Raw genomic sequence first — 22,578 nt, 5'->3', positions numbered from 1 at the left:
TTAGGTACAAAAAAGCACTGCAATCGCAGTGCTTTTTTGCGTATATGCAAGGTTAGCTTGGGGTGTCTGCCATGATGATTTTGATGACTGATAGTGTGCCGCCTTGAGGGTCGTTGATCACAGAGAAGCGTCCTACCTCGGGGATGTCTGTCGGCGGCACACACAGCTGGCCGCCTATTTCTGTGGCCTTGGCGACCGTGGCATCGCAGTTATCTACCATGATGTAGGGCATCCAGTGTGGTGGCATATTGCCCCACTCCTCGGTCATGGCCATCATGCCACCGACGGCGCGCTCGCCTTGGAGCCATTCATAATAAGTGAAGTCTTCCATCTGTGACTCACGCACCTGCCAGCCCATGACCTTAGTGTAGAAGGCCTGGGCCTTGGCGGTATCGCGACAGCAGAGTTCGGCCCAGCAGAGGGTGTTAGCCTCGCCCATGCGCATAGAGCCGATATGGGCGCCGGCCTGCCAGAGGGAGAAGCTGGCGCCTTCTGGATCCAGACATTGGGCCATCTTGCCCGCATCGCCCACGCTGTGAGGGCCTAGGATCACCTGGCCACCGTTAGCTATAACTGCCTCCAGGCTGGCCTCGAGATCGTCGACGGCGAAGTAGATGCTCCAGTGGGTCGGCACCTTGTCGTCGATCATATTTTGCGGCAGCTGATACATGGCCCCTATGTCGTCATCCTCTATGGCAAACATGGTGTAGACACCGTCGGGGATCGGCATATCCTTGAGCTGCCAGTCAAACAGCGCGCTGTAGAAATGTTTACCCGAGGCGGCTTCGTGACTGGCCAGTTCGATCCAACAGGGGTCGCCATGTTGATAGCTAGTAATCTTCATCTTTGAGTCCTTTGCTAAGGAAGGTGCGACGACTTGTTCGCACCTTCCCTAATGAAAAATCTGTCGTGATATCAATTTAGTTAAGCCTGTTTTGCCATTTATGTCTATGCTGTGGGGAGAGTTATTGCGAATAGAGAGTTATTCAGAAGAGGGAGTTTCGATGAGCCTGACGTCCACCCAGATAGATCTTGTACAAACCTCATTTAAGCAGGTCGAGCCGATCAGCGAGCAGGCGGCGGCAATTTTCTACGATGCCCTGTTTCAGATAGACCCTAATCTGCGGCCCCTGTTTAAGCAGGACATTCGTGCTCAGGGACGTAAGTTGATGGCCATGTTGAAGGCGGCGGTAGAGGGACTGACAGATCTCGATACCTTGGTACCTCAGCTGCATGAGCTGGCACGTCGCCACCAAGCCTATGGCGTTAAACAGTCCCACTTTACCCCTTTGGGCAACGCCCTGCTCTATACTCTGAAGACAGGTCTGGGGGAGGCCTATACCCGCGAGGTGCGCGAGGCCTGGGTGGCGGTGATCCATCTGGTGGCCGATACCATGAAGCCGCTGCTGGACAGGTAATTTGTGACTCTTTTAAAGAAAAAAAGGCGCTCATCGAGCGCCTTTTTTCTGTTTAGGAGATAACCCGTTAGATCTAGCCGTACATGGGCAGTAGGTCTGCCATGGCAAGCAGGTGACAGGCCGCGGTCAACAGGCCGTAGAAGATCACTATGGCGATCACCACAGTGCCGCCCGGCACCCTGAAACTCTGGCTGTCTGGGAACATCTGTCTGGCGCGATAGGCCATCAGGGCCGGCACTATGGCAGCCCACACTGTGGCGGCCAGGGCGGCAAAGCCGATGGCGATCAAAAAGCCGTTGGGGAACAGCAGACCTAACACAGTCGGTGGCAGGAAGGTCACTGCCGCCGTCTTGAGGCGTCCGGTACGCGACTCATCGAAGCCAAACAGGTCGGCGAGATAGTCGAACAGCCCCAGGGTCACCCCCAGGAAGGAAGAGGCTACCGCCAGGTTGGCAAACAGGGTCAGCATTGTGGTCAGCCAGTCGCTGGCCATCACATCCGAGAGCGCCGCAACCAGCACGCCCATGTTACCGCCTTGGGCAATCACCTCGACGAAGCCGCTGCGAGTGATGTTTCCCATGGTGGCGACCAGCCAGCACAGGTAGATCACGAAGGCGATGAGGGTGCCCAGGGTGATCGCCTTGACGATAGTGCCTGGGTCCTTGCCATAGTATTTTACTAGGCTGGGGACGTTGCCGTGATAGCCGAAACTCACCAGACCGAAGGGGATGGCGGCCAGCATGTAGGGCAGATAATTCGCCTCACCATCGGGCACAAACAGCTTAGCGGGCTCTACCTCGATAAGCAGATTCCCTATGGCGAGGAAGAAGGTGATGATCATCCCACCCAGCATTATGGTGGTGATGCGATCCACCGCCTTGGTGCTGATAAAGACGATAATCGCCAGGCCCACCGCAAACACCAGGCCGGCGAAGCTCTGGGGTAGCTCGACGCCTAAGCTACTCAGGCTATGATTGACGATGGAACCGCCGCCACTGATATAGGCATAGGCCAGAATATAGAGCACGAAGGCGATAGAGAGGCCGTTGACGATACGCCAGAAGTTACCCAGGGTATCCCGGGTGAGGGTATCGAAGCTGGCCCCCGGCTCATAGTGCAGATTGGTCTCCAGTAGCAGCAGGCCAGAGACCAGCATGCAGAACCAGACGCCCAGCATCATGAGCACTGAGTAGCTAAACCACATGCCGGCGCCGACCACTGGCAGGGAGAACATACCCGCGCCCACAGCCGTCCCTGCGATGATCATGGCGCCGCCCAGCAGCGACTTACCCGAGGCCTTATGCTTGGCCGCATTCATATGATTGGCCATTAGGCTTGATGCTCCGCGGCGACGCTGTCGACTATGGTTTGTCTAACCGAGCTCCTTAGCAGGCTGTTGGCCCGGGTGCGGATACGCTGAACATCTTCGCTGTGGCTGTCATCGGCCAGGTAACCCAGCTCCTTGAGCTTGACGCTCAGGGTGCCGTAGAGCTTCTTGTCATAGAACTCTGGTGCTGTGATGCCATGGAGCGCGCCCAGACGCTGGGCCAGTTGGTGGCTGTCACTCTCGAGTTCAGAGCGCTCAATCTTAGGCGAGGCCGCCAGTAGGTTGAAGATGATGGCGTAGCGCTGCATGGTCTCGCTGATGGTGCCGGCCAGCAGTAACAGCTGGTTGAGACCGTCTGGCTTGACGCTGAAATGCTTATCTTCGTCGATTAAGCCTTCGGCCAGCAGCTGATCCAACAGCTGGTTCACATAGGTCTCGAGGTTATCGATTCCCATAAACAGCTCGGCCTGCAGCAGCGGGTAGAAATCCTTCACCGTGGCGATGATCTCGTCTCGGCTACATTCATCCTGGCGGGTCAGGCAGCTGGCGATTAAGGATGGGATCACCAACAGGTGGATGATGTTGTTGCGATAGTAGGTCATGGCAATCGCCAGGCTCTCATCGATGGAGATGATGTCACCCAGCGGGTCGCTGTCCAGCTTGAGCTTCTTCAGCTCCAGCCCCTGGGCGATCAGCTTGGCACCGTCGCCTTCGACCACAGAGGTGTAACCCGTGTAAGGTACGCTCTTGAGTAGCGACAGATAGAGATCCAGTTGCTTCTCAAGCTGACTGCGCTGCAGGGCATTCTGCTCAGAGGCCAACAGCACCAGGCTGGTCAGGGTGATAGAGCTGACGGCGGCGGCATCGTTGATGCGGGTCATGACGCGGTTAGCCAGGGTGTTGACCACAGGGGTCAGCCAGCTTGGCTTCTGCTCGGGATCCTGGGCCAGCTCTTCGCGCCACTCGGGCACCTGCTCGTTGAGGTAGCTATGCAGTGTGATAGGTTCACCGAAGTTAACATAGCCCTGGCCGAAGTTGCCCAGCTTACGTATGGCGCCAAATACCTGCCATACAGATTCTTTCTGCTTCTTCTTACCGCTCAGCTCCTTGTGATAGGTCGCTACCTCCATCACATGGTCGTAGCCCAGATAGACGGGAACCAGAGTGACAGGGCGCTCGACGCCACGCAGCACGCTGTTGAGTGTCATTGCGATCATGCCCGTCTTAGGTGCCAGCAGGCGACCGGTACGTGAGCGGCCGCCCTCGGTGAAGTACTCCACCGAATAGCCCTTGGCAAACAGCTGATCCAGGTATTCACGGAATACCGCTGTGTAGAGCTTGTTGCCGCGGAAGCTGCGACGAATAAAGAAGGCGCCACCGCGGCGGAACATGGGGCCGGCGGGCCAGAAGTTGAGGTTGATACCGGCGGCGATATGGGGCGGTACCATGCCTTGGTAATAGAGAATATATGAGAGCAGCAGGTAGTCCATGTGGCTACGATGACAGGGCACGTAGACGATCTCGTGGCCGTCGTGGTGCAGCTGACGGATCTGCTCGGCGCCCTTGATGTTGATCCCCTTGTAGAGCTTGTTCCACAGCCAGGTGAGGAAACGCTCGGCGATACGCACCAGGCTGTCTGAATAGTCGGCGGCGATCTCGTCTAAGTATTCCATGGCGGTCTCGCGGGCCTTGGCCTCGGAGATCTTCTTGCTCTGGGCCTCTTCCAGAATCGCCTTCTTCATCGACTCGGATTTCAGCAGGGCGTGGAACAGGTTCTGGCGGTTAGGCAGTACTGGGCCTGTCATCACCTTACGTTGACGGCTGAAGTGCACCCTGGCCACGCGCGCCAGCTTCTGAGCGATGCGCTTGTCGGTGCCGTGCTCGTCGGCCATGTAGCGCAGCGACATGGCATTGGAAAATTGCACAAAGTTGTGGCGGCCGAGGAAGAGGATCATCAGGCACTTACGTAACCAGGTGGGGCTCTCACGCTCCAGCACCGCGGCCTTCATGCTGTCATCTTCCTTGCCTGGGGTGCGACCCCAGTAGAGGCTGACGGGTACCAGCTGAATATCCAGCTCAGGATGTTTCTTGTGGGCGCTCAGCAGACGCGAGAAGCTTTCGAGGTAAAACTCGTTGCCTTCGCGTTCGCCAAATAGCGGCTTGGCTCCTTCGACACAGACGACTCGCGGTGCCTGTTCACCCTCGACATCCAGCGGCTGATAGGGGCTGGGCAGGCCGAGTCGGTCGGTTACCTCGCTCAGTGCGGCGATGTCACTGATCGATTCTGTCTTCATCACATAGACCAGGGGTCTGTCTGAATCCAGGTTGAGATCGGCAAAGGGATCCTGAGGCACCACTATGGTGTGCACGAGTTTCTTCTGGATCCAACGTAAGGATTTAAACCAAAGAGAGTCTTGTTTGGACATTATTCTTTATGCATAGGAGTCATGTTTAATAACGGCATAGAATACCAGAAAATGGTTAGGGGTTCCTAATTTGTCTCGCCGTCCGTTAGCCGAGATCACAGCCGCTCAGACTCGAGTTTCATCTCCCATCGGCCTTAGGTGTGCGCTAACCCCAGTGGCTGAGAGGCTTAGCGGTATCTCTGCCGTCTATTCAAATTTCTCCGGTTGCCAAACCTTTCAATTAAATCGAACTTATTTTCGCATTTAATGCGCTTATCTTTCGGTTAAATGGTGGATAAACTGGCCTCAATTGGTTGTAACAGAGATTTGAATTGGAGCAGATTATGGCAAAAGTACTGGTATTGAAATCAAGCATCTTAGGGGACTACTCACAATCGGCTAAGCTGATCGACCACCTGCAGCAACACTGGCAGGGTCAGGGCGCCGAGGTAACGGTTAGGGATCTGGCAGCGCAGCCACTGCCTGTACTCGATGGCGAGATCGCCATGGGGCTACGTGGTGGTGACGAGCTGAGCCCGCGTCAACAAGAGGTGTTGGCGCTGTCAGACGAGTTGGTGGCCGAGTTGAAGGCACACGACACACTGGTTATCGCCGCCCCTATGTATAACTTCAGCATTCCTACTCAGCTGAAAAACTGGATCGATCTGGTGGCCCGTGCCGGCGTGACATTCACCTACACAGAGACAGGCCCTAAAGGCCTAGTAGAAGGTAAGCGTGCGGTCTTGGTAACCACTCGCGGCGGCGTACACAAGAATGGTGCGAGCGACCACGTGGTGCCTTACCTCAAGACAGTGCTTGGCTTTATTGGTATCGACGAGGTGGAAACCGTTTACGGTGAAGCCCTCAACATGGGTCCAGAAGCGAATGAGCAGGGGATCAGCGAGGCCAAGCAGAGCATAGAGCAGCTGGTAGCCTAAGTTTTTCGGGCGCTAATAGCCCATGGTTTTCATCGTCAACCACATTTAACCCATCTCTAGGTTGAGGCGCTCAGTTTGAGCGCCTTTTTTTATCTAGCTAACGACTATTCTGTTAACGCCTACCTAGCTTAGGACTATTGAGCTAACGACTATTGCGCCAGCTCACACAGGGTGCACTCGTCACTTTGCTGACTGGTTTCCACATAGCGCACCCTGTGGCGCCCATGGGTGCGATTGGCGCTAAATTGGTATCTGGGCCTGGGCGTTTCTGGAGCCGAGTGTTTGGCCCGAGGTATAGCCTGCTCGGTTTCCTGCCCTAATTGGCTGTTAGCCATTGGCGGCGCTTTGTGGCTGATAGCAGAGCAGATCTTTGAGGGCGCCACCGTTGATGGCACAGCTAAAGCCTTTGGCTCTTAAGATGTCGCAACCCTTCTGGGCACGGATCCCCGCGCCGCAGTAGAGCACGAAGGGGGTCTGCTTATCGCTGTGTTGGGTCAGCCACTGGGCCAGTTGATCCAGGGGGACATTAAGCGCGTTTGGCAGGTGGCCACCGGCATATTCCTGGGGAGAGCGTACATCGATAACCTGTACGCCCTGTTCGATCAGTTGCCAGCATTGCTCGGCGGGATGGCTGCCAGATAGCTTGGCTAAGAGAGATTGAAACATGGTTTGCCCCTACAATTAGAATCGAGTCTATAAGATTTATTTCAATAAGATTATTCTAATTGATGGTCGAGTGCAAGTTAAGTACAAACCAAGCGCCAGTTAAGCGCAAGCCAAGTGCAAACCAGTGTTATGTCAGAGCCGCTTGGTCATGAAGACGCTGTTGGGATCATCCTGGTAGCGGCCGAAGGGGGCGCACTCGACGAAACCAAATTTCTGGTATAGGCGCCGGGCGGGGAGGAAGAAGCCCATGCTGCCGGTTTCCAGGCTGAGGCGCGTCATCCCATTTTGGGCGGCATCTGCCTGAAGATGGTGCAAGATCCGCTCGCCTATGCCACGTTGGCGATAGTAGTTGGCGACCCGCATCGACTTGAGTTCGCCATGCTCGGGCGAGAGGCGTTTGATGGCGCCGCAGCCGCAGAGTCTATCGGCCTCCCATAGGGTCCAAAATCTAATATCGTCTTGTTTTAATTCGCTTAAATCTAAAGCGTGCACACTCTCTGGCGGCGAGGTGGCATACATATCTTCCAGGTGTTGTTCTAGCATCTTGACGACGCTGGCGTGGCTGACGACTCCGAGCACAAATTGCATCTTAAGCTCCATCTTGTAATTAGGGACCCTAAGCCTCAGCAAAGCCTGTGCCAGCAGATGGTGACCGCCACGGGTGTAATTGCCAAGTGGCGGTCATTTCGCGGCGGTCAGGTCTGGGGGCTTTGGGCCTTAGTCTTGCCAGCGCTTGAAGATCAGTGAGGTGTTGATGCCGCCAAAGGCGAAGTTGTTGCTCATCACATAGTCGGTAGTGAGCTTGCGAACCTCATCCTTGATGTAGTCCAGTTGACCACAGGCGGGATCGATATGCTTGAGGTTGAGGGTGGGGGTAAACCAGCCGGCATTCATCATCTCGACACTGAGCCAGGCCTCCAGTGCGCCGCACGCGCCCAGGGTGTGGCCCGTGTAGCTCTTGAGGGAGGAGATGGGCATGCGCTCGCCAAATACCGCCTGGGTGGCCTGGGTCTCGGCGATGTCGCCGCGATCCGTGGCAGTGCCGTGGGCATTGACATAGCCTATCTTGTCGGCGTCCAGGTCGGCATCCTTCAGGGCCAGGCGGATAGCTACTTCCATGGTATCGGCGTTAGGCTGAGTCACATGTAGGCCATCAGAGTTGGTGCCGAAGCCCACTAGCTCGGCGTAGATCTTAGCGCCGCGGGCCTTGGCGTGTTCCAGCTCTTCCAGTACCAAGGTACAGGCGCCTTCGCCGATCACCAGGCCGTCTCTGTCGCGATCGAAGGGGCTTGGTGTCTCGCTTGGCGTATCATTCTTGGTGCTGGTAGCAAACAGGGTATCAAACACCACGGCCTCTGTGGGGCAGAGCTCCTCGGCGCCGCCGGCCAACATGAGATCCTGCTGACCATATTTGATCGCCTCATAGGCGTAGCCTATGCCTTGGCTACCCGAGGTGCAGGCGCTGCTGGTGGTGTGTACCCGGCCCTTGAGGCCGAAGAAGACACCGACGTTGACCGCAGTGGTATGGGCCATCATGCGGATATAGCTGGTGGCCGTGACCCCAGACATGTCGCCCTCTTTGAGCATGTCGCCGAAGGCGATGATGGGATCCGTACTGCCGGTGGAGGAGCCATAAGCGATGCCCATGGCACCTGAGGTCACTATGGGATCGTCCAGTAGGCCGGCATCCATCAATGCCTTCTCGCTGGCCCAGGCCGCCATGACAGAGACTCGCCCCATGGAGCGGATCTTCTTGCGCGAATAGTGGCTCGGGCGCTCAAAGTCTGTGACCGGCGCGGCCAGACGTGTGTTGAGTCCGTCGAACCTGTCCCACTCGTCTATGCGCTGGACGCAATTTTGCATTGTCTGTAAGCGCTGGGCGATACTGGGCCAGTCGTGGCCCAGGGCTGTGACGCCGCCGGCGCCGGTGATCACTACGCGTCGAGTCTTGTTATTCATCAGATCATGCCACCATTTACCGAGATCACCTGGCGGGTGATGTAGGCCGCGTCATCAGACATGAGGAAGTTGGCCAGGCCGGCGATCTCCGAGGTCTTGCCCATGCGGCGCATAGGAACTAACTCCTTGACCATCTCCTGAGGGAACGACTCCACCATGTCAGTCTCTATCAGCCCGGGGGCGATGCAGTTGACAGTGATCTTACGCTTGGCCAGCTCCAGGCTCAGTGCCTTGGTGGCGCCTATGATGCCAGCCTTGGAGGCGCTGTAATTGACCTGACCACGGTTACCCGCGATGCCGGAGACAGACGCCATGGTGATGATGCGCCCGCCCTGGCGTGATTGGATCATCGGCATGGTGCAGGGATGGATTACGTTGTAGAAGCCATCCAGGTTGGTGTGGATCACCCCGTCCCACTCCTCGTCGCTCATGGCAGGAAAGGCGGTGTCCCGGGTGATCCCAGCGTTGAGCACCACGCCATAGTAGGCACCGTGCTGGTCGATATCGGCCTCTATGGCAGCCTTGACGCCGGCGCGGTCAGCCACATCGAACTGCAGGCGGCTCACCTTGGCCCCCAATGCCTCGAGCTCTGTCTGGGTTGCATCGGCCGCCGCCTGATTGCTGTGGAAATGCAGGGCAATATCATAGCCTGTCTCGGCCAGCTTAATGGCGATGGCCTTGCCGATGCCGCGACTGGCACCTGTGATCAATACACGTTTATTCATCTTGCTTTCTCTTCTTCTGTACCCGCCTGGCTCTCCAAGATATAGGCCTGGGTGTCTTGAGGCTGGAATACATTGACATTAGCCTCTGCCACAAGTTGATTGTTGTGGAATATTTTACAATCAAACACCGCCAGACCGTTATCTTCCTGATAGAGGCGGCTGACCCGGGTCTGGTAACGCTCACCGAGTCGGTAGGCGGGGATTGCGAATGTTAATTTGCGCGTGCCGAGCAGGAAGCCGACACGAATGGGTTCGCCTCGGGCGCTGGCCTCCAGGCCTGCGAGGGCGGCGATGCTCTGAGCCATATATTCTATGCCCACATAGTTAGGCACAGACTTGCTGGCAGCATCGAAGTAGGCGCTGTTTGTGCTTATGCTCACCTCGGTAAGCAGTGTGTCTGGCGCCTGCTCGAGCAGCTTGTCGATCAAGATCATAGGGGCGCGGTGTGGCAGCACCTGTTCAAGCGGGATCTCGGTAAGCGCTGTGTTTGGCTGTGACATAGCTTGTGGCTCAGACATAGTAAGTGAATCTGGCTGTAAATCTTGCGTTGACATTATCGCTTTGCTCCCCGGCAGAAGATGACGCTGGCATTGCTGCCGCCAAAGGCAAAGGAGTTGCTCATGACATATTCGAGCCTGGCATTCTCAGGCCGAGTGCTGTGCCCCTGTGATACGAAGGGCAGCGCCGGATTGTCGTCATCCCACAGGCCGTCTCCCACCTGGGGCGGCAGCCCGTGATCTTTATTTGGACCTGATAGGAGCAGCAGACAGAAGGCCGCCTCCAATGCACCGGCGGCGCCCAAGGCATGGCCGGTGAGCGGCTTAGTAGAACTCACTGGTGGCAGCTGCTCGCCGAACACCTTGCGCAGGGCGCGACTCTCCATGGCATCATTCTTTATGGTCGCCGTGCCGTGCAGGTTGATGTAGTCCACCTGTGACGGAGCGATGGCTGCATCATTGAGTGCCATCTCGATGGCGACCACGGCGCCATCGCCCTCTGGATGAGGCGAGGAGATATGGTGGGCGTCGCTGGACTCCCCCACACCCGCGAGCATCAGCTCGGCCTCGCCTAAGGTTAAAGTAAACAGGGCCGCGCCCTCACCGATGTTGATGCCGTCGCGGTTACGGCTAAAGGGTTGGCAATGGGCCTTGGAGACAGATTCCAGCGAGTGGAAGCCGTTCAGGGTCAGCTTACACAGGCTGTCGGCGCCGCCGACGATCACCATGTCGCAGACGCCGGCCAGGAGCAGGCGCTTGGCGCTGGCGAATACCTTGGCGCTGGATGAGCAGGCGGTTGATACCGTGTAGCAGGGGCCTGCGAGGTCGAAATAGTGCTGCAGAAAGTCACAGCTGTTACCTAGCTCCTGCTTGGAGTAGAGGTAATCGGCGGGCAATACCCCATGCTCGGCGCGGTAGGCCAGGGCCTTCTCGCCCCTGGCGATCCCCGAGGTGCTGGTGCCTAGCACTATACCTATGCGATCCGCGCCGTATTGGGTCTTGGCCGCCTCGACCGCCGGGGCGATCTGCTCGGCGGCGCGCTGGAGTAACTGATTGTTACGACAGTCGAATCTTTGTAATTCGGGTGCTATGCACGGCAACTCTGTGGTGACCATTCCCACCAATACCTGGCTGTCAGGGATCAGGTCGTCACGCCACCTCATGCCCTGGGTATCGCCATTGAGCAGGCGGCGTAAGACGGTCTGGGGATCGTCGCCCAATGGGGTGCATAATCCTAGGTGGGTGATAGCTATCTGTGTCATCGTGTCCGTTCTTTTGGCTATTAGGCTCTGGTTTACTCTAGCGGCTGGATGTTCAGCGTCAGCTGCGCCTGGTGAAAATCTAGCGTCACTTCGGCTGTCCAGGGGCTCGTCCGGCTATAGCGGATATCCATGATTGTCTCGCCATCGCTAGCATATAATCTTCTGCAATAGGCTGCATCACAGGCGTAGTCGGCCAGTATCGCGCCTTGTAAATGGTGATTTACATCCTCTGGCTGCCAGTATATCAATTGCAACAGCCCAAGGAGATACTCGGCCTTAAATTGATCTCCCAATAGGACGCTCTGCTCGCTGATCAGCCGCTGGCCGTCATAGCTGAGGGTAAACAGCGGCTGTCCAAGAGGGGCCAGGCCTACCAGGGTGAGCGACTCGGGGGTCAGATCCAGCTGACTCAGCAGCTGATGCCTGGCCTGTTTCACCTTGAGTTTGACCAGCTGGCTCTGACTGACGGGCGCCGAGTCGGGCAGAGGCGCCAGGCAATAGTCTACCCCCTGAGCCAGGGCCATACAGGTTTGCCTGTCCAGCTTGTGGGCGCAGGCGCTTAGTAGTAGGGCTGCGCAGATGAGGAGACTCGCCCTTAACGGCATAGCTCGACCACCATGTTGAGACGACGCTCAGATTCCGCCACGAAAGGGTTACTCTCGTCCCAGGCGTAGCCAGCCAGGATAGAGCAGATCATCTGCTTAATCTTAGGGTTGGGATCCTGGTAGAAGATCACATCCTGGAAGCGGCCATCGTACCAGGCCTGCACATAGGTTCTGAAGGTATCGACGCCGCGCATCAGCGGCTGGGCATACTCTGTCTGCCAGTCGATCGTCTCACCATTGAGCTGTTTCACAACACATTTAGCCGCAATTGAGGCTGATTGCATCGCGATAGTGACGCCAGAGGAGAACACGGGATCGAGAAACTCACCGGCGTTGCCCAGCAGGGCAAATTTATCGCTAGCCAGGGTGCTGACGTTGGCCGAGTAACCTGCCAGCTTGGCGGGCTTGCGTATTATCTCGGCGCGGCTGAGTAGCTGCTTGAGCCTAGGCTCTTCCCGCACCAGGCGCATCAGTGTGGCCTCTAGATCGGCATCTTCGCCCAGCAGGTGAGGCTCGCCCACCACACCCAGCGAGCAGCGGCCGTTGCTGAAGGGGATTAGCCAATACCAGATGTCGCGATTATCCGGGTGGACGCTGATCAGTATCTTGTTGCGATCGAAGTGGTAGTCGCCCATTTCGACGCTGTCGATATTGTCCTGGATATGGGTAAATATCGCCGTGCGGCTGGGTAGATTGGAGGGACGCTCCAGGTCCAGCAATCGAGGTAGTACGCGGCCGAAACCACTGGCATCCAGCAGGTAGTCGGCGCTCAGCTCATAGCTCGCTCCCTGCTCGTCGCTGACGGTGAGCCTGGGCTGTTGGCTGAGATCGACCGCATCGACGCGCTGGCCATAGCGGATCTCGACCCCTTGGCTGACGGCAGTGTCGGCGAGTAGCTTATCGAAGTCGCCACGCTCGACCTGAAAGGTGGTGCCCGGCCCTGGGGTGAACTTGTCGGTAAAGTCGAAGTAGGTCGAGCGGCCATTGGCGTTGAAGGCCGCGCCGTTCTTGAATTGATACCCCGCCTGATTGACTGCATCGAGCATATTGGCCTCGGCAATCACCTGCATGCAGCAGGGCAGTAGGCTCTCGCCGATGGAGAAGCGGGGGAAGTGCTGCTTCTCCAAGACTAAGACACGCTTACCCTGTTGATGCAGCAGGCTGGCGGCAACGCTGCCCGAGGGGCCCGCACCTATCACTATCACATCATAATGGTCCGTATGAGCGGCTGTTTGCGCGAAAGGGGTCACTTATCAATCCTTGTTAATGTGTGAATAAAGGGGGAGAGCACGAAGGTAAGGCCTATCCCCAGGAGTAATGTCAGGCCGAAATAGTGGATGGCTGGTGTCTGGCTGAAGGCCAGCAGGCCGAAGGCCATCAGGGTCGAACAGGCAGACATGAATACCGCCATCATCACGCCTTCGCCTCTATGGCTCTCGGCGAAAAACAGGCTGTAGTCGACGCCTATGCCAAAGACCAAGATTAGCGCCAGTGCATGAAACAGGGTGAGTGGTGAGCCAGCCAAGCCAAGCCCAGCAAGGGTGAGCAGTGCCGCGAGGGCGGGTACTGCCGTGATCCACAGCGCCATCTTGAGGCCGAAGCGTAGCGAGAAGATAAGCCCAGCGACCACAAGCGCCAGGGCTAGCAGGCTCAGGGTCAGGCTGCGATACTTGGCCATCACATCCGAGATATCCTGCACCTTATCGACAAGAGTAACGCCACTTAATGGGCTGATTGCCTGGGTTAAGGCGTGAAGATCTGTGATGCCGCCTAGCAGGACAATTGCGCCGTATGTGGCGCCGTCACTGTCAGAGGTTTTATCGCTCGGCTGTACTTGCATTTGAGCTTGAGTTTGAGCATGAGCATGAGCTTGAGCCCCATCGGGCGCCAGCCATAGGGGCGCGAACAGTTCACCGGCACGGGAGGCGAAGAAATTATCCGGGGTGATGGTCTCATTGGTGCTGGCTTCGAAACTCGCCATCAGGGAGGGTGCCAAGTCGCCATCTAATCCTAGACGCGCTAACACCTCAGGCAGCTTGTGATAGATCTGCCCTTGTAGGCGATAGGCCTCCTGCTGGCTTGCCTGACTGGGCAGGTAGTGGGCCAGATTAACCGAGTTACCCAGCACACCCTGGTGTTGCAATGAGCCGAGCGTGGGCGACAGTGCCTCCAGCCGTGTCAGCAGCGCCTCGGCGGTCTCCGCCCGTACCAGGATAAACTGGTTATCTGTGCCGCCGCTCATCACCTGGCGTAGTCGCTGCTCGCCCTGGGTGACGCTCAATGGACTCTGTTGCAGAGCGCGAATATCATCGTTCACCCCGAGTCTATTCAGGCCAAATATAGCCACGAGCAGCAGGCCGAGGGCGAGTGCTACGCCCTTGAGTCCACTAAGGGGCCGCGCGATGGTCTGCATGGCATTGAGGTAATGTGCCGCCAAGCCGAGCGCGCGGTCGCCGGGTCTCATGGCACTGTTCGCTAGCTTGGGATAGGCGAAGATCAGTGTCAGATAGGCGCCAAGGAGTCCCGCGGCGCAGAATACGGCCACCTGCTGCATACCGGGGAATGGCGTCAGGCCTATGGCAAGATAGGCGATGACAGTGGTGAGCAGTGCCAGACTGGCGGCGGGGAATACACGGGCCACAGCGTTAGTCGCGGTTATCCCTGAATCTGCTTTCTGGCTTTGCAGGCGCTCGCAGTAGAAGTGGAAGCTGTAGTCGATGGCGATCCCTATCAGGCTGGTACCGAATACCAGGGTGAGCAGGTGAACCTGGGTGAAGATCCACAGGGTCGCGCTCAGGGCGAATAGCAGGCTGGTGGCTATGGTTAGGGCGGCTATGGTCAGCGGCATGATAGAGCGAAACGCCAGCCATACCAGCAGGATCACGCCGATCAGCGAGGCAAGCCCCAGGCTGGAAACCTCTCTCTTTGCCTGTTTTGTTGCCGCCGCGGCGTGAAACAGGGCGCCGCCTTTTAGCACGCTCACTTTTTGCTCGGACCCAAGGCTCTGCCGCATCTGGCTTATCGCCACTTCGAGCCTGGCTAACTGCAGCTCCTGCGCCTTAGGGTTGAAGGCGCTGCCGACTCCCTGGGCCATGACGGTGGCGACGCTGCTTCCTTGAGTGTCTTTGTTTAATGAGGTTCGAACGGTGGCTTCCTGGGCTAATTCCTGGCCTACCAGAATGCCGTCGACCACCTTGAGGCGGCGTTGGGGCGAGAGCTGTTTCAGCAGCTCGGGGTAGAGTAGTAGTGGGTCTTGGCTCAATAGTTGGCTATTGGCGTAGCCGAAGGCATTGTAGAGCTGAGCGAGCGTATTAGCCTCTAACTTGGCTAATTGTCCAGTTGCGAGCAGATCTTTCTGCTGCGTGGTGAGCAGGTGAAAGCGATAGGGAAAATAGAAGCGATTGAGTGCCTGGGCGCCCTGCATATCGGCGCTCTGCACCTGGGTAAAGGCTTCAGGCGCCCCCTGGAGTGCACTCAGCAGTTGCTTGGCGCCTTTGATGGCGGTGGCCTGGTCCGGGCTGACGACCCCTAGATAGATGCGATTGGCCAGCTGCTGCTCGACCCTGTCTATCGCCCTCTGGGTGAGGGGATCTTCCTGGATCTTGGGGAGCATGGCCAGGATGTCACTCTGCACCCCGGCGCCGCGGCTCAGCGCCTGGGCGGCCAGCAGCGCCATGGCGGCCAGCAGCACCAGCCAGATAACCAGGCGGGTATTGGCAGAGAGGCGACCCAGGCGGTCGCTGAGGTTGAGGATCATCTCGCCTCTGTCGCGGGGAGAGGGTCGGCGTCGAGTTTAAAATAGGCCTGCTCATCCGCCGTCAGCGGACGCTGCGCCAGGGCGTTAAATTCGATCACGCTGAGATCGCCGCGGTTATCCAGCAGGCTGAGAGACTCAAGTTGTTCGCTTCCCTGTAGCACTATGCGTGGCATCGCCTGCTTGATGAGGGGATCTATCGGCTCCAGGCCCAATTGCCAGCACTCTGCTTGCTGCTGTAGATGCAGGGTAAACTGTGCCTCCAAGGGGGCGAGATCGCCGCCTAGCAGGGCGCTCATCAGCTTGGGCATCATCTGCGCCATGGCGCCCGCCTGTGGATTGTCATCGGCGTGGCTCACCTGACGGTTGCCGTCGGCATCTATCTGCACCAGGGTGTTTTGTGTCAGCACCAGGCCAGAGGGAAAGGGTGCTGTCTGTAGCCAGGCGATCCCCAGTTTGTCCTGAAACAGGAACTCGCCGCGACTCACCAGAGGCTTTTTCAGCACCTTGAGGTAGCGGGACTGGGTAAACTCGCCCCTTGCCGACTCACCGCCGCCCAGGCGGGTCACCAGCTTGGATAGGGCTGCATTGTCCGCGCTCGCTTTAAAAAGTGCCTCATAGTCGGTTGATTGTTCTGCATGGGTTACGAAACTAACGAGACTCAGGCAGAACATAGGACAAAACAGCAGGCAAAACAGGCCGGCCTTAGCGGTGCGGTGAAGGCTAGCGATGCGGTGAAGGCTAGTGATGCGGTGAAGCAAAGAGGTCATCATGCCTGCGCCTCGCTGGGCAGCAGGTGGGCTATCTTGTCTCTGAAACAGTCCGGGGTGACCAGGCAGAGCTCCTTGCTCTCCATATCGACCGCCGCCTGCACGGTATAACCCTTGGTCAGGCGCTGGTTGGTCTCGGCGTCACGCACCTGATAGGTGATCTTGAGACGGTTCTCCCACTCAACTAGGCTGGCGATTACTTTGACCCTCTGCTCGAAGGTGCTGGCCTGCACATACTTGATCTGCAGATCGATAATGGGCCAGGCGTAGCCCGAGGCTTGCATCTTGCGGTAGCCGTAGTCGATCTCGTCCAGCAGCTGACAGCGGGCGATCTCAAAATATCTAAGATAGTTACCATGCCAGGTGATCCCCATGGAGTCGACGTCGTGGAAGGGGATGACCATCTCCATCTCTGTGGTGAGCAGTGCCTTCATCTCGCGCCTCCTAGTGACACACTTCCCACAGTCCCTGCTGGATCTTGTCGACCGTCTGCCTAAGCACGGTCTCCAGGGGTCTGTCTTCGGTGAGCAGTTCAAAGTCGGCGCTGACCTGATCGAGTGTCTTGGCCACAGAGGTTGTGAGCGAGGCATGGCAGAGTTCGCCCTGGGCGATACGCAGGTGAATGCCCTGGGTCATGGCCAGCAGCGCAGCCGCGGCCACCTGTTCGGTGAGTTGCAACACGCGCATACAGTCGCGGGCGGCGATAGTGCCCATGCTCACCTTGTCTTGGTTGTGACACTCGGTGGAGCGCGAGAAGACGCTGGCAGGCATGGTGTTCTTCAGTGCCTCGGCGGTCCAGGCCGATACGCCTATCTGCACCGCCTTGAAGCCGTGGTTGATCGCCTTGCGGCTGCCTTGGGCGCCAGAAAGGTTGGCGGGGAGGCCATTGTTAAATTTAGGGTCCATCACCAGGGCCATCTGGCGGTCGATAAGGTCGGCGATATTGGCGATGGCATTCTTCATCGAGTCCATCACGAAGCCGATATGGCCGCCATAGAAGTGGCCGCCGTGGAGCACGTGCTCTCCCTCGCCGTCGACGATAGGGTTGTCGTTGGCGCTATTGAGTTCGGTCTCGATAAACTGACGCATGAAGGGCAGTGCATCTTGCAGCACGCCTATTATGTGAGGCGCGCAGCGGATCGAGTATCTGTCCTGCAGGCGATCCGAGTTGCGTGGATGCTCATGGTGGTTTAGATCTTCACGAATCCAGGCGGCGATCTGGTTCTGGCCCGGATGGGGCTTGGCCGCAAATAGTATGTCGTCGAAGTGGTTGGAGTTACCCTTGAGGGTCAGCGAGGCCATGGCTGTGATACGGCTGGCCAGACGGTTCAGGTATTGAGCCCTGTCGTAGGCAAGACAGGCCAGCGCCGTCATGACGGCGGTGCCGTTCATCAGGGCGAGGCCCTCCTTGGGACGCAGAGTCAACGGGGTAATGTCCAGTTGACGGTACACATCTGCGGTAGCGCGGCGCTCGCCTTGGTAGATCACCTCGCGCTCACCCACTAGTACGGCGGCTAGGTAGGAGAGAGGGGTGAGATCGCCGCTGGCGCCCACAGAGCCCTCTTCGGGGATCACCGGGGTGATACCCAGATTCAGCAGAGTCTCGATGCGTTTCAGCAGTTCATAGCTGACGCCAGATTTACCCACGGCCAGCGAGCTTAGGCGGCACGCCATCACGGCCCTGGCCTGCATGACGGAGAGAATGTTACCCATGCCACAGCCGTGGAAGCGCGACAGATGCAGCGGCAGTTCGTGCACCAGATCCAGGCCGACCGTGACTGTGCAGGAGTCGCCGTAGCCCGTGGTGACGCCATAGACCACGCCCTCTTCGGCCAAAAGGCTGTCGATAAAGCGGGCACCTTTCTGGATATATTCCTGATAGTCGGCGCTCTCCTTGAGCTGGGCCTTGGCGCCCTTGGCGATGGCAACGACCTCCTCGAGATTGAGATTACGCTGGCCAAATTCGACCAGGGTGGCGGAGGCGGGGGATTGAGTCGTCTGTGTCATCTATTTCTCTGTCCTGTTAGGCGTTTGAGGCTTGGCCTCGCGCAGGAGTTCATCGTCCTTGCGCCAAAAATCGAAAAAGTTAAACCATTGCAACGGTGCACGGCGGGCGTAGTGTTCCAGACGCTCGGCGTAATGATTCACCGCTGCTTGTAGTCGTTCCATGCGGCCGGCACGCGGTCCCTTGAGGGTCTCGGCAAAGTGCTCTACGTGCACCCGGTAGCGGCCGTTCTCCCTGAGGCAGAACATCAGGTACACGGGGCAGTCCAGCAGGCTGGCCAGAATAAATGGACCTTGGGGGAAGGGCGCTGCCTTGCCCATGAAGGGGGCGTAAAATACCCGGCCCTCACTGCTGGTGGAGGTGCGATCGCCGGCGATCACCACGAGTTCCCCCTGCTCTATCTTCTGCTGCAACAGCATAGAGGTGCTGGGGCCCAGTTCGGTCACCTGGATCAGGTTCAGGGCACTGTCGGGGTTTAGCTGTTTGAGTACCCGGTTGAAGTTCTCCGCGTTCTGGGTCAGCACCATGACATTGACCTTCACCTTGCGCTGGTGAATCGAGATGGCGCGGCAAAGCTCCAGGTTACCCAGGTGGGAGACCAGCAGGACGGCACCTTGTCCCTGGGCCAGGGGCTTGGCGAGTACCTCGCGGTCGGGAAAGTCGACCTGGCTGAGTTTGATGCGGTCGCACCAGGCGTCGATACGATCCAGTGCCGCATTGCCGAAGGCGATGAAGTGCATGAGGCTGTGGCGCCAGTTGATCTCGCCCTGGAGATCCGGATGCTTGGGTTCGAGTCGCTGCACCTGACGCAGGAAAGTCTGGCTGGCGTGCCGAGCCGTGCGGCCGGTGGCGAAGAAGTAGCAGATCACCGGATACATGATGGCGCGGCATAGCCAGTGGCCGCCCAGCTTATAACTGGTGGCCAACAGCTTGATGCCCCAGTAGCTGCCGCGCTCGCCCATGCGAGACCAGTGTTTCACCGTCTTGGGGCGGCTGCGCTTGTGGCGCAGCAGCTGTGGCATGCGTCTTAACATGCCGAAGAATAGCTTGCTGTGCATGGCGGAGATGCGCACATTGTCTTTGAAGCCCTGGAAGTGGCTGGTGCCATCTTCTGGGTAGATCACTCTGGTCGGTAGGTGCTTCACCTCGACGCCCTGCCAGTAGAGCTTGACCAGCACCTCGATATCGAAGTCCATGCGCTCGCCCAGTGCCTCGTTGAGAAACAGCTGCTCGGTGGCGGCCAGAGGGTAGACGCGAAAACCGCACATGGAGTCTCGAATATCCAGGCTCAGGGTCTCGACCCAGACCCAGAAGTGGGTGAGGTAGCGGCCATAGAGGCGCCCCTTGGGCACAGACTCATCGTATTGCGGCAGGCCGGAGATCAGCGCCTGGGGCTGAGCCTTAGCCGTCTCGATCATCTTAGGAATATCGTCAAGATCGTGTTGACCGTCGGCGTCTACCTGTAGCGCATGGCTAAAACCATCGGCATAGGCGGCCCTGAGGCCCGTCATTACCGCGGCGCCCTTGCCCCGGTTGAAGGGATGATGCAGCAGGCGCACCCAGTCGTGCTGCGCCGCCAGCTGGCAGAGCAGGTGACGGGTCTCGTCATCGCTGCCATCGTTAACCAGATAACAGGTGAGTCCCAAGGACTCAAGGCGTGCAAGGGTAGCCTTGATCGCCTGGCGATGGTTGTAGTTGGGGATGACTAATGCCAGCTGCATCAGCCTTTCTCCTCTTTGTCGAGTGGCGTCAGGCAGATACGGCCCGAGCCGAAGCGCTGCTCGCCCTGATAGTAGGCGAAGGTGAGCTTATGTTTGGCGCGATTGAGGCTGATCTTTAGTTGCACCTCGCTGCCGGGCAGGATCAGCTGTTGAAACTTGAGCACCTCTAGGCTCTGCACCTGGGGCGCATAGCCAAATTCGCTGGCGCCCAGCTGCACTGCCCAATCCAGTTGGGTCACGCCGGGGAGCACCGCCTGCTCGGGAAAATGCCCCTCGAAATAGGGCAGGTCGGCATCGATGCGCAGCTGCCATTCGACGCCATCTTCCAGGCAACGTTTGGCCATGATGGGCGGTAGGTTAGATTTAATCATGAAGAAACAACTCCAACAGCTCCTTGTGGATACGCTTGCCCTGGGTGTTGAGCGGTAGCTCGGCGGGGTAACGCCAGCGTCTTGGCAGGGTAACACGCTCAAACTGACTCAGCAGATGCTGCTTGAGGGCGTTGTTGACCGCCAGTTTACCTTCCTGCTCCAGCAAGGCGTTGCCCTCGGTAGACAGCCTGATGGCGGCGCCTAGCTGTACCCTGGGTTGCTCCAGCACCACGAGCGCGGCCTGATCCACCAAGGGATGGTTTTCCAGTAGGGCTTCCATCTGTACCAGGGACAGGCGTTTCTCCTCTATCTTGACGATGCGATCCAATCGTCCCTGCAATACGAACTCGCCGGGGGCGATAAGCTGTATCTTGTCGTCACACCTTAGCCAATCGCTGCTCTCCAGGTAAGGAGACTTGAGCCAGAGGGCACCGTCGTCTGGATCTTGCTTGATCTCATGGGTGGTAAAGGCGCGCCAGCTCTGCTGGTTGTCCTGCTGACGACGATAGGCGATGCCGCCGGTTTCCGTGCTGCCGAAGACTTCGATAGGTGGCTTGCCATAGCAGTGGGCGATGGCATTGGCGGCCTCAAGGCTCAGTGGGCCGCCCGAGCTGAAGATCAGGCTGGGCGCGCGCAGCTGCGGCTGATGATCCAGGGCATCTGGCAGGCGAGAGAGCTGCGCCGGGCTGCTGATCAGGCAGAGGTTGGGAAACAGGTTGGCGTAATAGGTCAGGGTCTCTGGGTACTCCACCAGATCGCTCAAGAAGGGGCGGCTGGCGGCCAGGGGCCAGAGCACCTTAAACAACAGGCCATAGATATGCTGATGGGAGACGGTGGCGATCACGCTGCATTGGGGCAGGTGATTGGCAAAGGTCTGCTCCAGCACCGTCACCTCGGCATCGAGCTGATCCAGCGTCTTAGTGATCGCCTTGGGCTGTCCGCTGGAGCCTGAGGTAAAGAGGATCAACTCGCCAAATGTTTGGCTGGTGGGCCAGGGGCCAGGATGTTTGAGATCCTTATGCAGGGCGACATAGTCTTTGGCCTCGCACAGCGGACTGTCTGCCAGCACTGCATCGAACTCATGGGTGAGTTCGCTCAGGGTGCCGCTTTGGGTGTTGGCAGGCAGGATCAGTTGTTTACCCGCCAGCAGACCGGCGCACAGGCCGACCGCGAACAGGTCGCTGCTGTCGCAGGCCAACAGCCAGCGCTTCGCCTTATGTTGGCTCAGGGCCTCGAAGATGGCGGCCACTTGGGCGGTAAAGGCCTCACCCGTCAGAATATCGTGGTGATTGAAGCTGATAAGCTGCTGGCTCGCCGGCCCATGCCTGAGCCAATGTTTGAGTAGGGCTGTCATGACTTTTTCAACCAGAAGGTGCGATATAACCATTCTCCGCCGAGCAGCGTACCGATCAGCAGATAGGCGATAAATCCATTATAGAGGGTCCAGGTCGCCAGGCTAGTGGCGCTGGCGGTGTAGAGTGCCATGGCGCCGTTGAAGACAAACAGACCACACCAGATCTGGGTCACCTTACGCAGGTAGGGGATCGCCTCGTCGGGCAGATCCGGCTCCTTCAGCCTAGCGAGACGCTCAATCATGGTGGGACCATGTTTGAGGGAGTAGGCAAACAGCGCCAACATGCTCAGGTTGATCACCACGGGATAGTAGAGCAGCCAGGCAGTCTGTTTCGCCAGGTAGCTGCCCGCGGTCAGGAAGATGCCCACGACGATTGGCAGCATCATGGCCCTGACCTGTTGTCTCTGCAGGGCGAGCCTGAGCAGCAGCAGAGAGCAGAGCAGGAGGGCGATCACGCCCGGCGGCAAATAGTTCAGGCCGAAGTAGACGGCCAGGGGATACCCCAGCACGACCAGGCCGGTGACTAGTTGCAGGAACAGGCGCATTACTGCTTCACTAGTCCTTCGATAGCCGTTACTACGTCATCGACGGTACGCACGGCCTTAAACTCGTCGGGCTGGATCTTCTTGCCCGTGAGTTGTTGTAGCTTAATCACTAGATCCACAGCGTCTATGCTGTCGAGATCCAGCTCTTGATACAGAGACGCCTCTGGGGTGATGTCGTCGGCATCGATTTCAAACTCATCCACCAGGATCTGAGTCAGCATCTGTAGAATTTGCTCACGATTTTGCATGCTGCCTC

23 protein-coding genes are annotated in these 22,578 nt (G+C 58.0%); 2 read left to right on the top strand and 21 right to left on the bottom strand.

Features of this window, described 5'->3' with window-relative positions:
• Positions 1-52: 52 nt before the first annotated feature.
• On the bottom strand, positions 53-844 hold the full coding sequence (locus K0J45_RS18130; RefSeq protein WP_220043560.1) for a VOC family protein: 792 nt from the start codon (positions 842-844) through the stop codon (positions 53-55).
• Positions 845-1,004: 160 nt separating this feature from the next.
• On the opposite strand from K0J45_RS18130, the gene K0J45_RS18125 reads away from it, so the two are divergent.
• The gene (locus K0J45_RS18125; protein WP_220043559.1) at positions 1,005-1,418 is read left to right on the top strand and encodes a globin family protein; all 414 of its coding nucleotides are present in this window, start codon (positions 1,005-1,007) and stop codon (positions 1,416-1,418) included.
• 73 nt (positions 1,419-1,491) lie between these two features.
• Here K0J45_RS18125 and mtr read toward each other — a convergent pair whose 3' ends face one another.
• Positions 1,492-2,748, bottom strand: a complete 1,257-nt coding sequence (gene mtr / locus K0J45_RS18120; protein ID WP_011867326.1) for a tryptophan permease — start codon at positions 2,746-2,748, stop codon at positions 1,492-1,494.
• Positions 2,748-5,171: a glycerol-3-phosphate 1-O-acyltransferase PlsB gene (gene plsB / locus K0J45_RS18115; RefSeq protein WP_220043558.1), complete on the bottom strand. Its 2,424-nt coding sequence runs from the start codon at positions 5,169-5,171 to the stop codon at positions 2,748-2,750. The genes mtr and plsB overlap by 1 nt, the downstream gene beginning before the upstream one ends.
• Positions 5,172-5,494: 323 nt before the next feature.
• On the opposite strand from plsB, the gene K0J45_RS18110 reads away from it, so the two are divergent.
• Complete coding sequence (locus K0J45_RS18110; RefSeq protein ID WP_220043557.1) at positions 5,495-6,088, top strand: FMN-dependent NADH-azoreductase; 594 nt, start codon at positions 5,495-5,497, stop codon at positions 6,086-6,088.
• A 149-nt stretch (positions 6,089-6,237) separates the two neighbouring features.
• Here the strand turns inward: K0J45_RS18110 and K0J45_RS18105 are convergent, their stop codons facing one another.
• The 18 genes from K0J45_RS18105 to K0J45_RS18020 all read right to left on the bottom strand — a co-directional run bounded on the left by K0J45_RS18105 (position 6,238) and on the right by K0J45_RS18020 (position 22,570).
• A complete protein-coding gene (locus K0J45_RS18105) occupies positions 6,238-6,423 on the bottom strand; it encodes a hypothetical protein (protein WP_220043556.1) in 186 nt (61 codons plus the stop codon).
• Positions 6,416-6,754: a rhodanese-like domain-containing protein gene (locus tag K0J45_RS18100; RefSeq protein ID WP_220043555.1), complete on the bottom strand. Its 339-nt coding sequence runs from the start codon at positions 6,752-6,754 to the stop codon at positions 6,416-6,418. Before K0J45_RS18100 ends, K0J45_RS18105 begins: the two co-directional genes overlap by 8 nt.
• Before the next feature lie 132 nt (positions 6,755-6,886).
• Complete coding sequence (locus tag K0J45_RS18095; RefSeq protein WP_011867322.1) at positions 6,887-7,342, bottom strand: GNAT family N-acetyltransferase; 456 nt, start codon at positions 7,340-7,342, stop codon at positions 6,887-6,889.
• Positions 7,343-7,471: 129 nt separating this feature from the next.
• Positions 7,472-8,713 (bottom strand): beta-ketoacyl-ACP synthase, encoded by a 1,242-nt coding sequence (locus K0J45_RS18090; RefSeq protein ID WP_220043554.1) that lies wholly within the window; start codon positions 8,711-8,713, stop codon positions 7,472-7,474.
• Positions 8,713-9,438: a 3-ketoacyl-ACP reductase FabG2 gene (locus tag K0J45_RS18085; RefSeq protein WP_220043553.1), complete on the bottom strand. Its 726-nt coding sequence runs from the start codon at positions 9,436-9,438 to the stop codon at positions 8,713-8,715. Before K0J45_RS18085 ends, K0J45_RS18090 begins: the two co-directional genes overlap by 1 nt.
• Positions 9,435-9,938, bottom strand: coding sequence for a hotdog family protein (locus K0J45_RS18080; RefSeq protein ID WP_220045354.1), 504 nt, complete (start codon positions 9,936-9,938; stop codon positions 9,435-9,437). Before K0J45_RS18080 ends, K0J45_RS18085 begins: the two co-directional genes overlap by 4 nt.
• Positions 9,939-9,991: 53 nt before the next feature.
• The gene (locus K0J45_RS18075) at positions 9,992-11,197 is read right to left on the bottom strand and encodes a beta-ketoacyl-[acyl-carrier-protein] synthase family protein (RefSeq protein WP_220043552.1); all 1,206 of its coding nucleotides are present in this window, start codon (positions 11,195-11,197) and stop codon (positions 9,992-9,994) included.
• 32 nt (positions 11,198-11,229) lie between these two features.
• Complete coding sequence (locus tag K0J45_RS18070) at positions 11,230-11,802, bottom strand: DUF3261 domain-containing protein (protein ID WP_220043551.1); 573 nt, start codon at positions 11,800-11,802, stop codon at positions 11,230-11,232.
• Entirely contained in the window at positions 11,793-13,052 is a 1,260-nt protein-coding gene (locus K0J45_RS18065; protein ID WP_220043550.1) for an NAD(P)/FAD-dependent oxidoreductase, read from the bottom strand. The genes K0J45_RS18070 and K0J45_RS18065 overlap by 10 nt, the downstream gene beginning before the upstream one ends.
• Complete coding sequence (locus K0J45_RS18060) at positions 13,049-15,559, bottom strand: MMPL family transporter (RefSeq protein WP_220043549.1); 2,511 nt, start codon at positions 15,557-15,559, stop codon at positions 13,049-13,051. Before K0J45_RS18060 ends, K0J45_RS18065 begins: the two co-directional genes overlap by 4 nt.
• Complete coding sequence (locus K0J45_RS18055) at positions 15,556-16,329, bottom strand: outer membrane lipoprotein carrier protein LolA (protein ID WP_220043548.1); 774 nt, start codon at positions 16,327-16,329, stop codon at positions 15,556-15,558. Before K0J45_RS18055 ends, K0J45_RS18060 begins: the two co-directional genes overlap by 4 nt.
• Positions 16,326-16,760 (bottom strand): acyl-CoA thioesterase, encoded by a 435-nt coding sequence (locus K0J45_RS18050; RefSeq protein WP_220043547.1) that lies wholly within the window; start codon positions 16,758-16,760, stop codon positions 16,326-16,328. Before K0J45_RS18050 ends, K0J45_RS18055 begins: the two co-directional genes overlap by 4 nt.
• 10 nt (positions 16,761-16,770) lie before the next feature.
• Positions 16,771-18,333 carry an HAL/PAL/TAL family ammonia-lyase gene (locus K0J45_RS18045; protein WP_220043546.1) on the bottom strand — a complete coding sequence of 521 codons (1,563 nt, stop codon included), beginning with the start codon at positions 18,331-18,333 and terminating at the stop codon, positions 16,771-16,773.
• On the bottom strand, positions 18,334-20,052 hold the full coding sequence (locus K0J45_RS18040; protein WP_220043545.1) for a glycosyltransferase family 2 protein: 1,719 nt from the start codon (positions 20,050-20,052) through the stop codon (positions 18,334-18,336).
• Positions 20,052-20,423 carry an ApeI family dehydratase gene (locus K0J45_RS18035; RefSeq protein WP_220043544.1) on the bottom strand — a complete coding sequence of 124 codons (372 nt, stop codon included), beginning with the start codon at positions 20,421-20,423 and terminating at the stop codon, positions 20,052-20,054. Before K0J45_RS18035 ends, K0J45_RS18040 begins: the two co-directional genes overlap by 1 nt.
• The gene (locus K0J45_RS18030) at positions 20,416-21,777 is read right to left on the bottom strand and encodes an AMP-binding protein (protein WP_220043543.1); all 1,362 of its coding nucleotides are present in this window, start codon (positions 21,775-21,777) and stop codon (positions 20,416-20,418) included. The genes K0J45_RS18035 and K0J45_RS18030 overlap by 8 nt, the downstream gene beginning before the upstream one ends.
• The gene (locus tag K0J45_RS18025; protein ID WP_011867308.1) at positions 21,774-22,322 is read right to left on the bottom strand and encodes a COG4648 family protein; all 549 of its coding nucleotides are present in this window, start codon (positions 22,320-22,322) and stop codon (positions 21,774-21,776) included. The genes K0J45_RS18030 and K0J45_RS18025 overlap by 4 nt, the downstream gene beginning before the upstream one ends.
• A complete protein-coding gene (locus K0J45_RS18020) occupies positions 22,322-22,570 on the bottom strand; it encodes an acyl carrier protein (RefSeq protein ID WP_011867307.1) in 249 nt (82 codons plus the stop codon). The genes K0J45_RS18025 and K0J45_RS18020 overlap by 1 nt, the downstream gene beginning before the upstream one ends.
• Positions 22,571-22,578 lie beyond the last annotated feature (8 nt).

It is taken from the genome of Shewanella alkalitolerans, assembly GCF_019457575.1.
In the GTDB taxonomy this organism is placed as follows: Bacteria; Pseudomonadota; Gammaproteobacteria; order Enterobacterales; family Shewanellaceae; genus Shewanella; species Shewanella loihica.
Note: the sequence above shows the minus strand (reverse complement) of the source record. Positions and strands in the feature narration are given on the sequence as shown.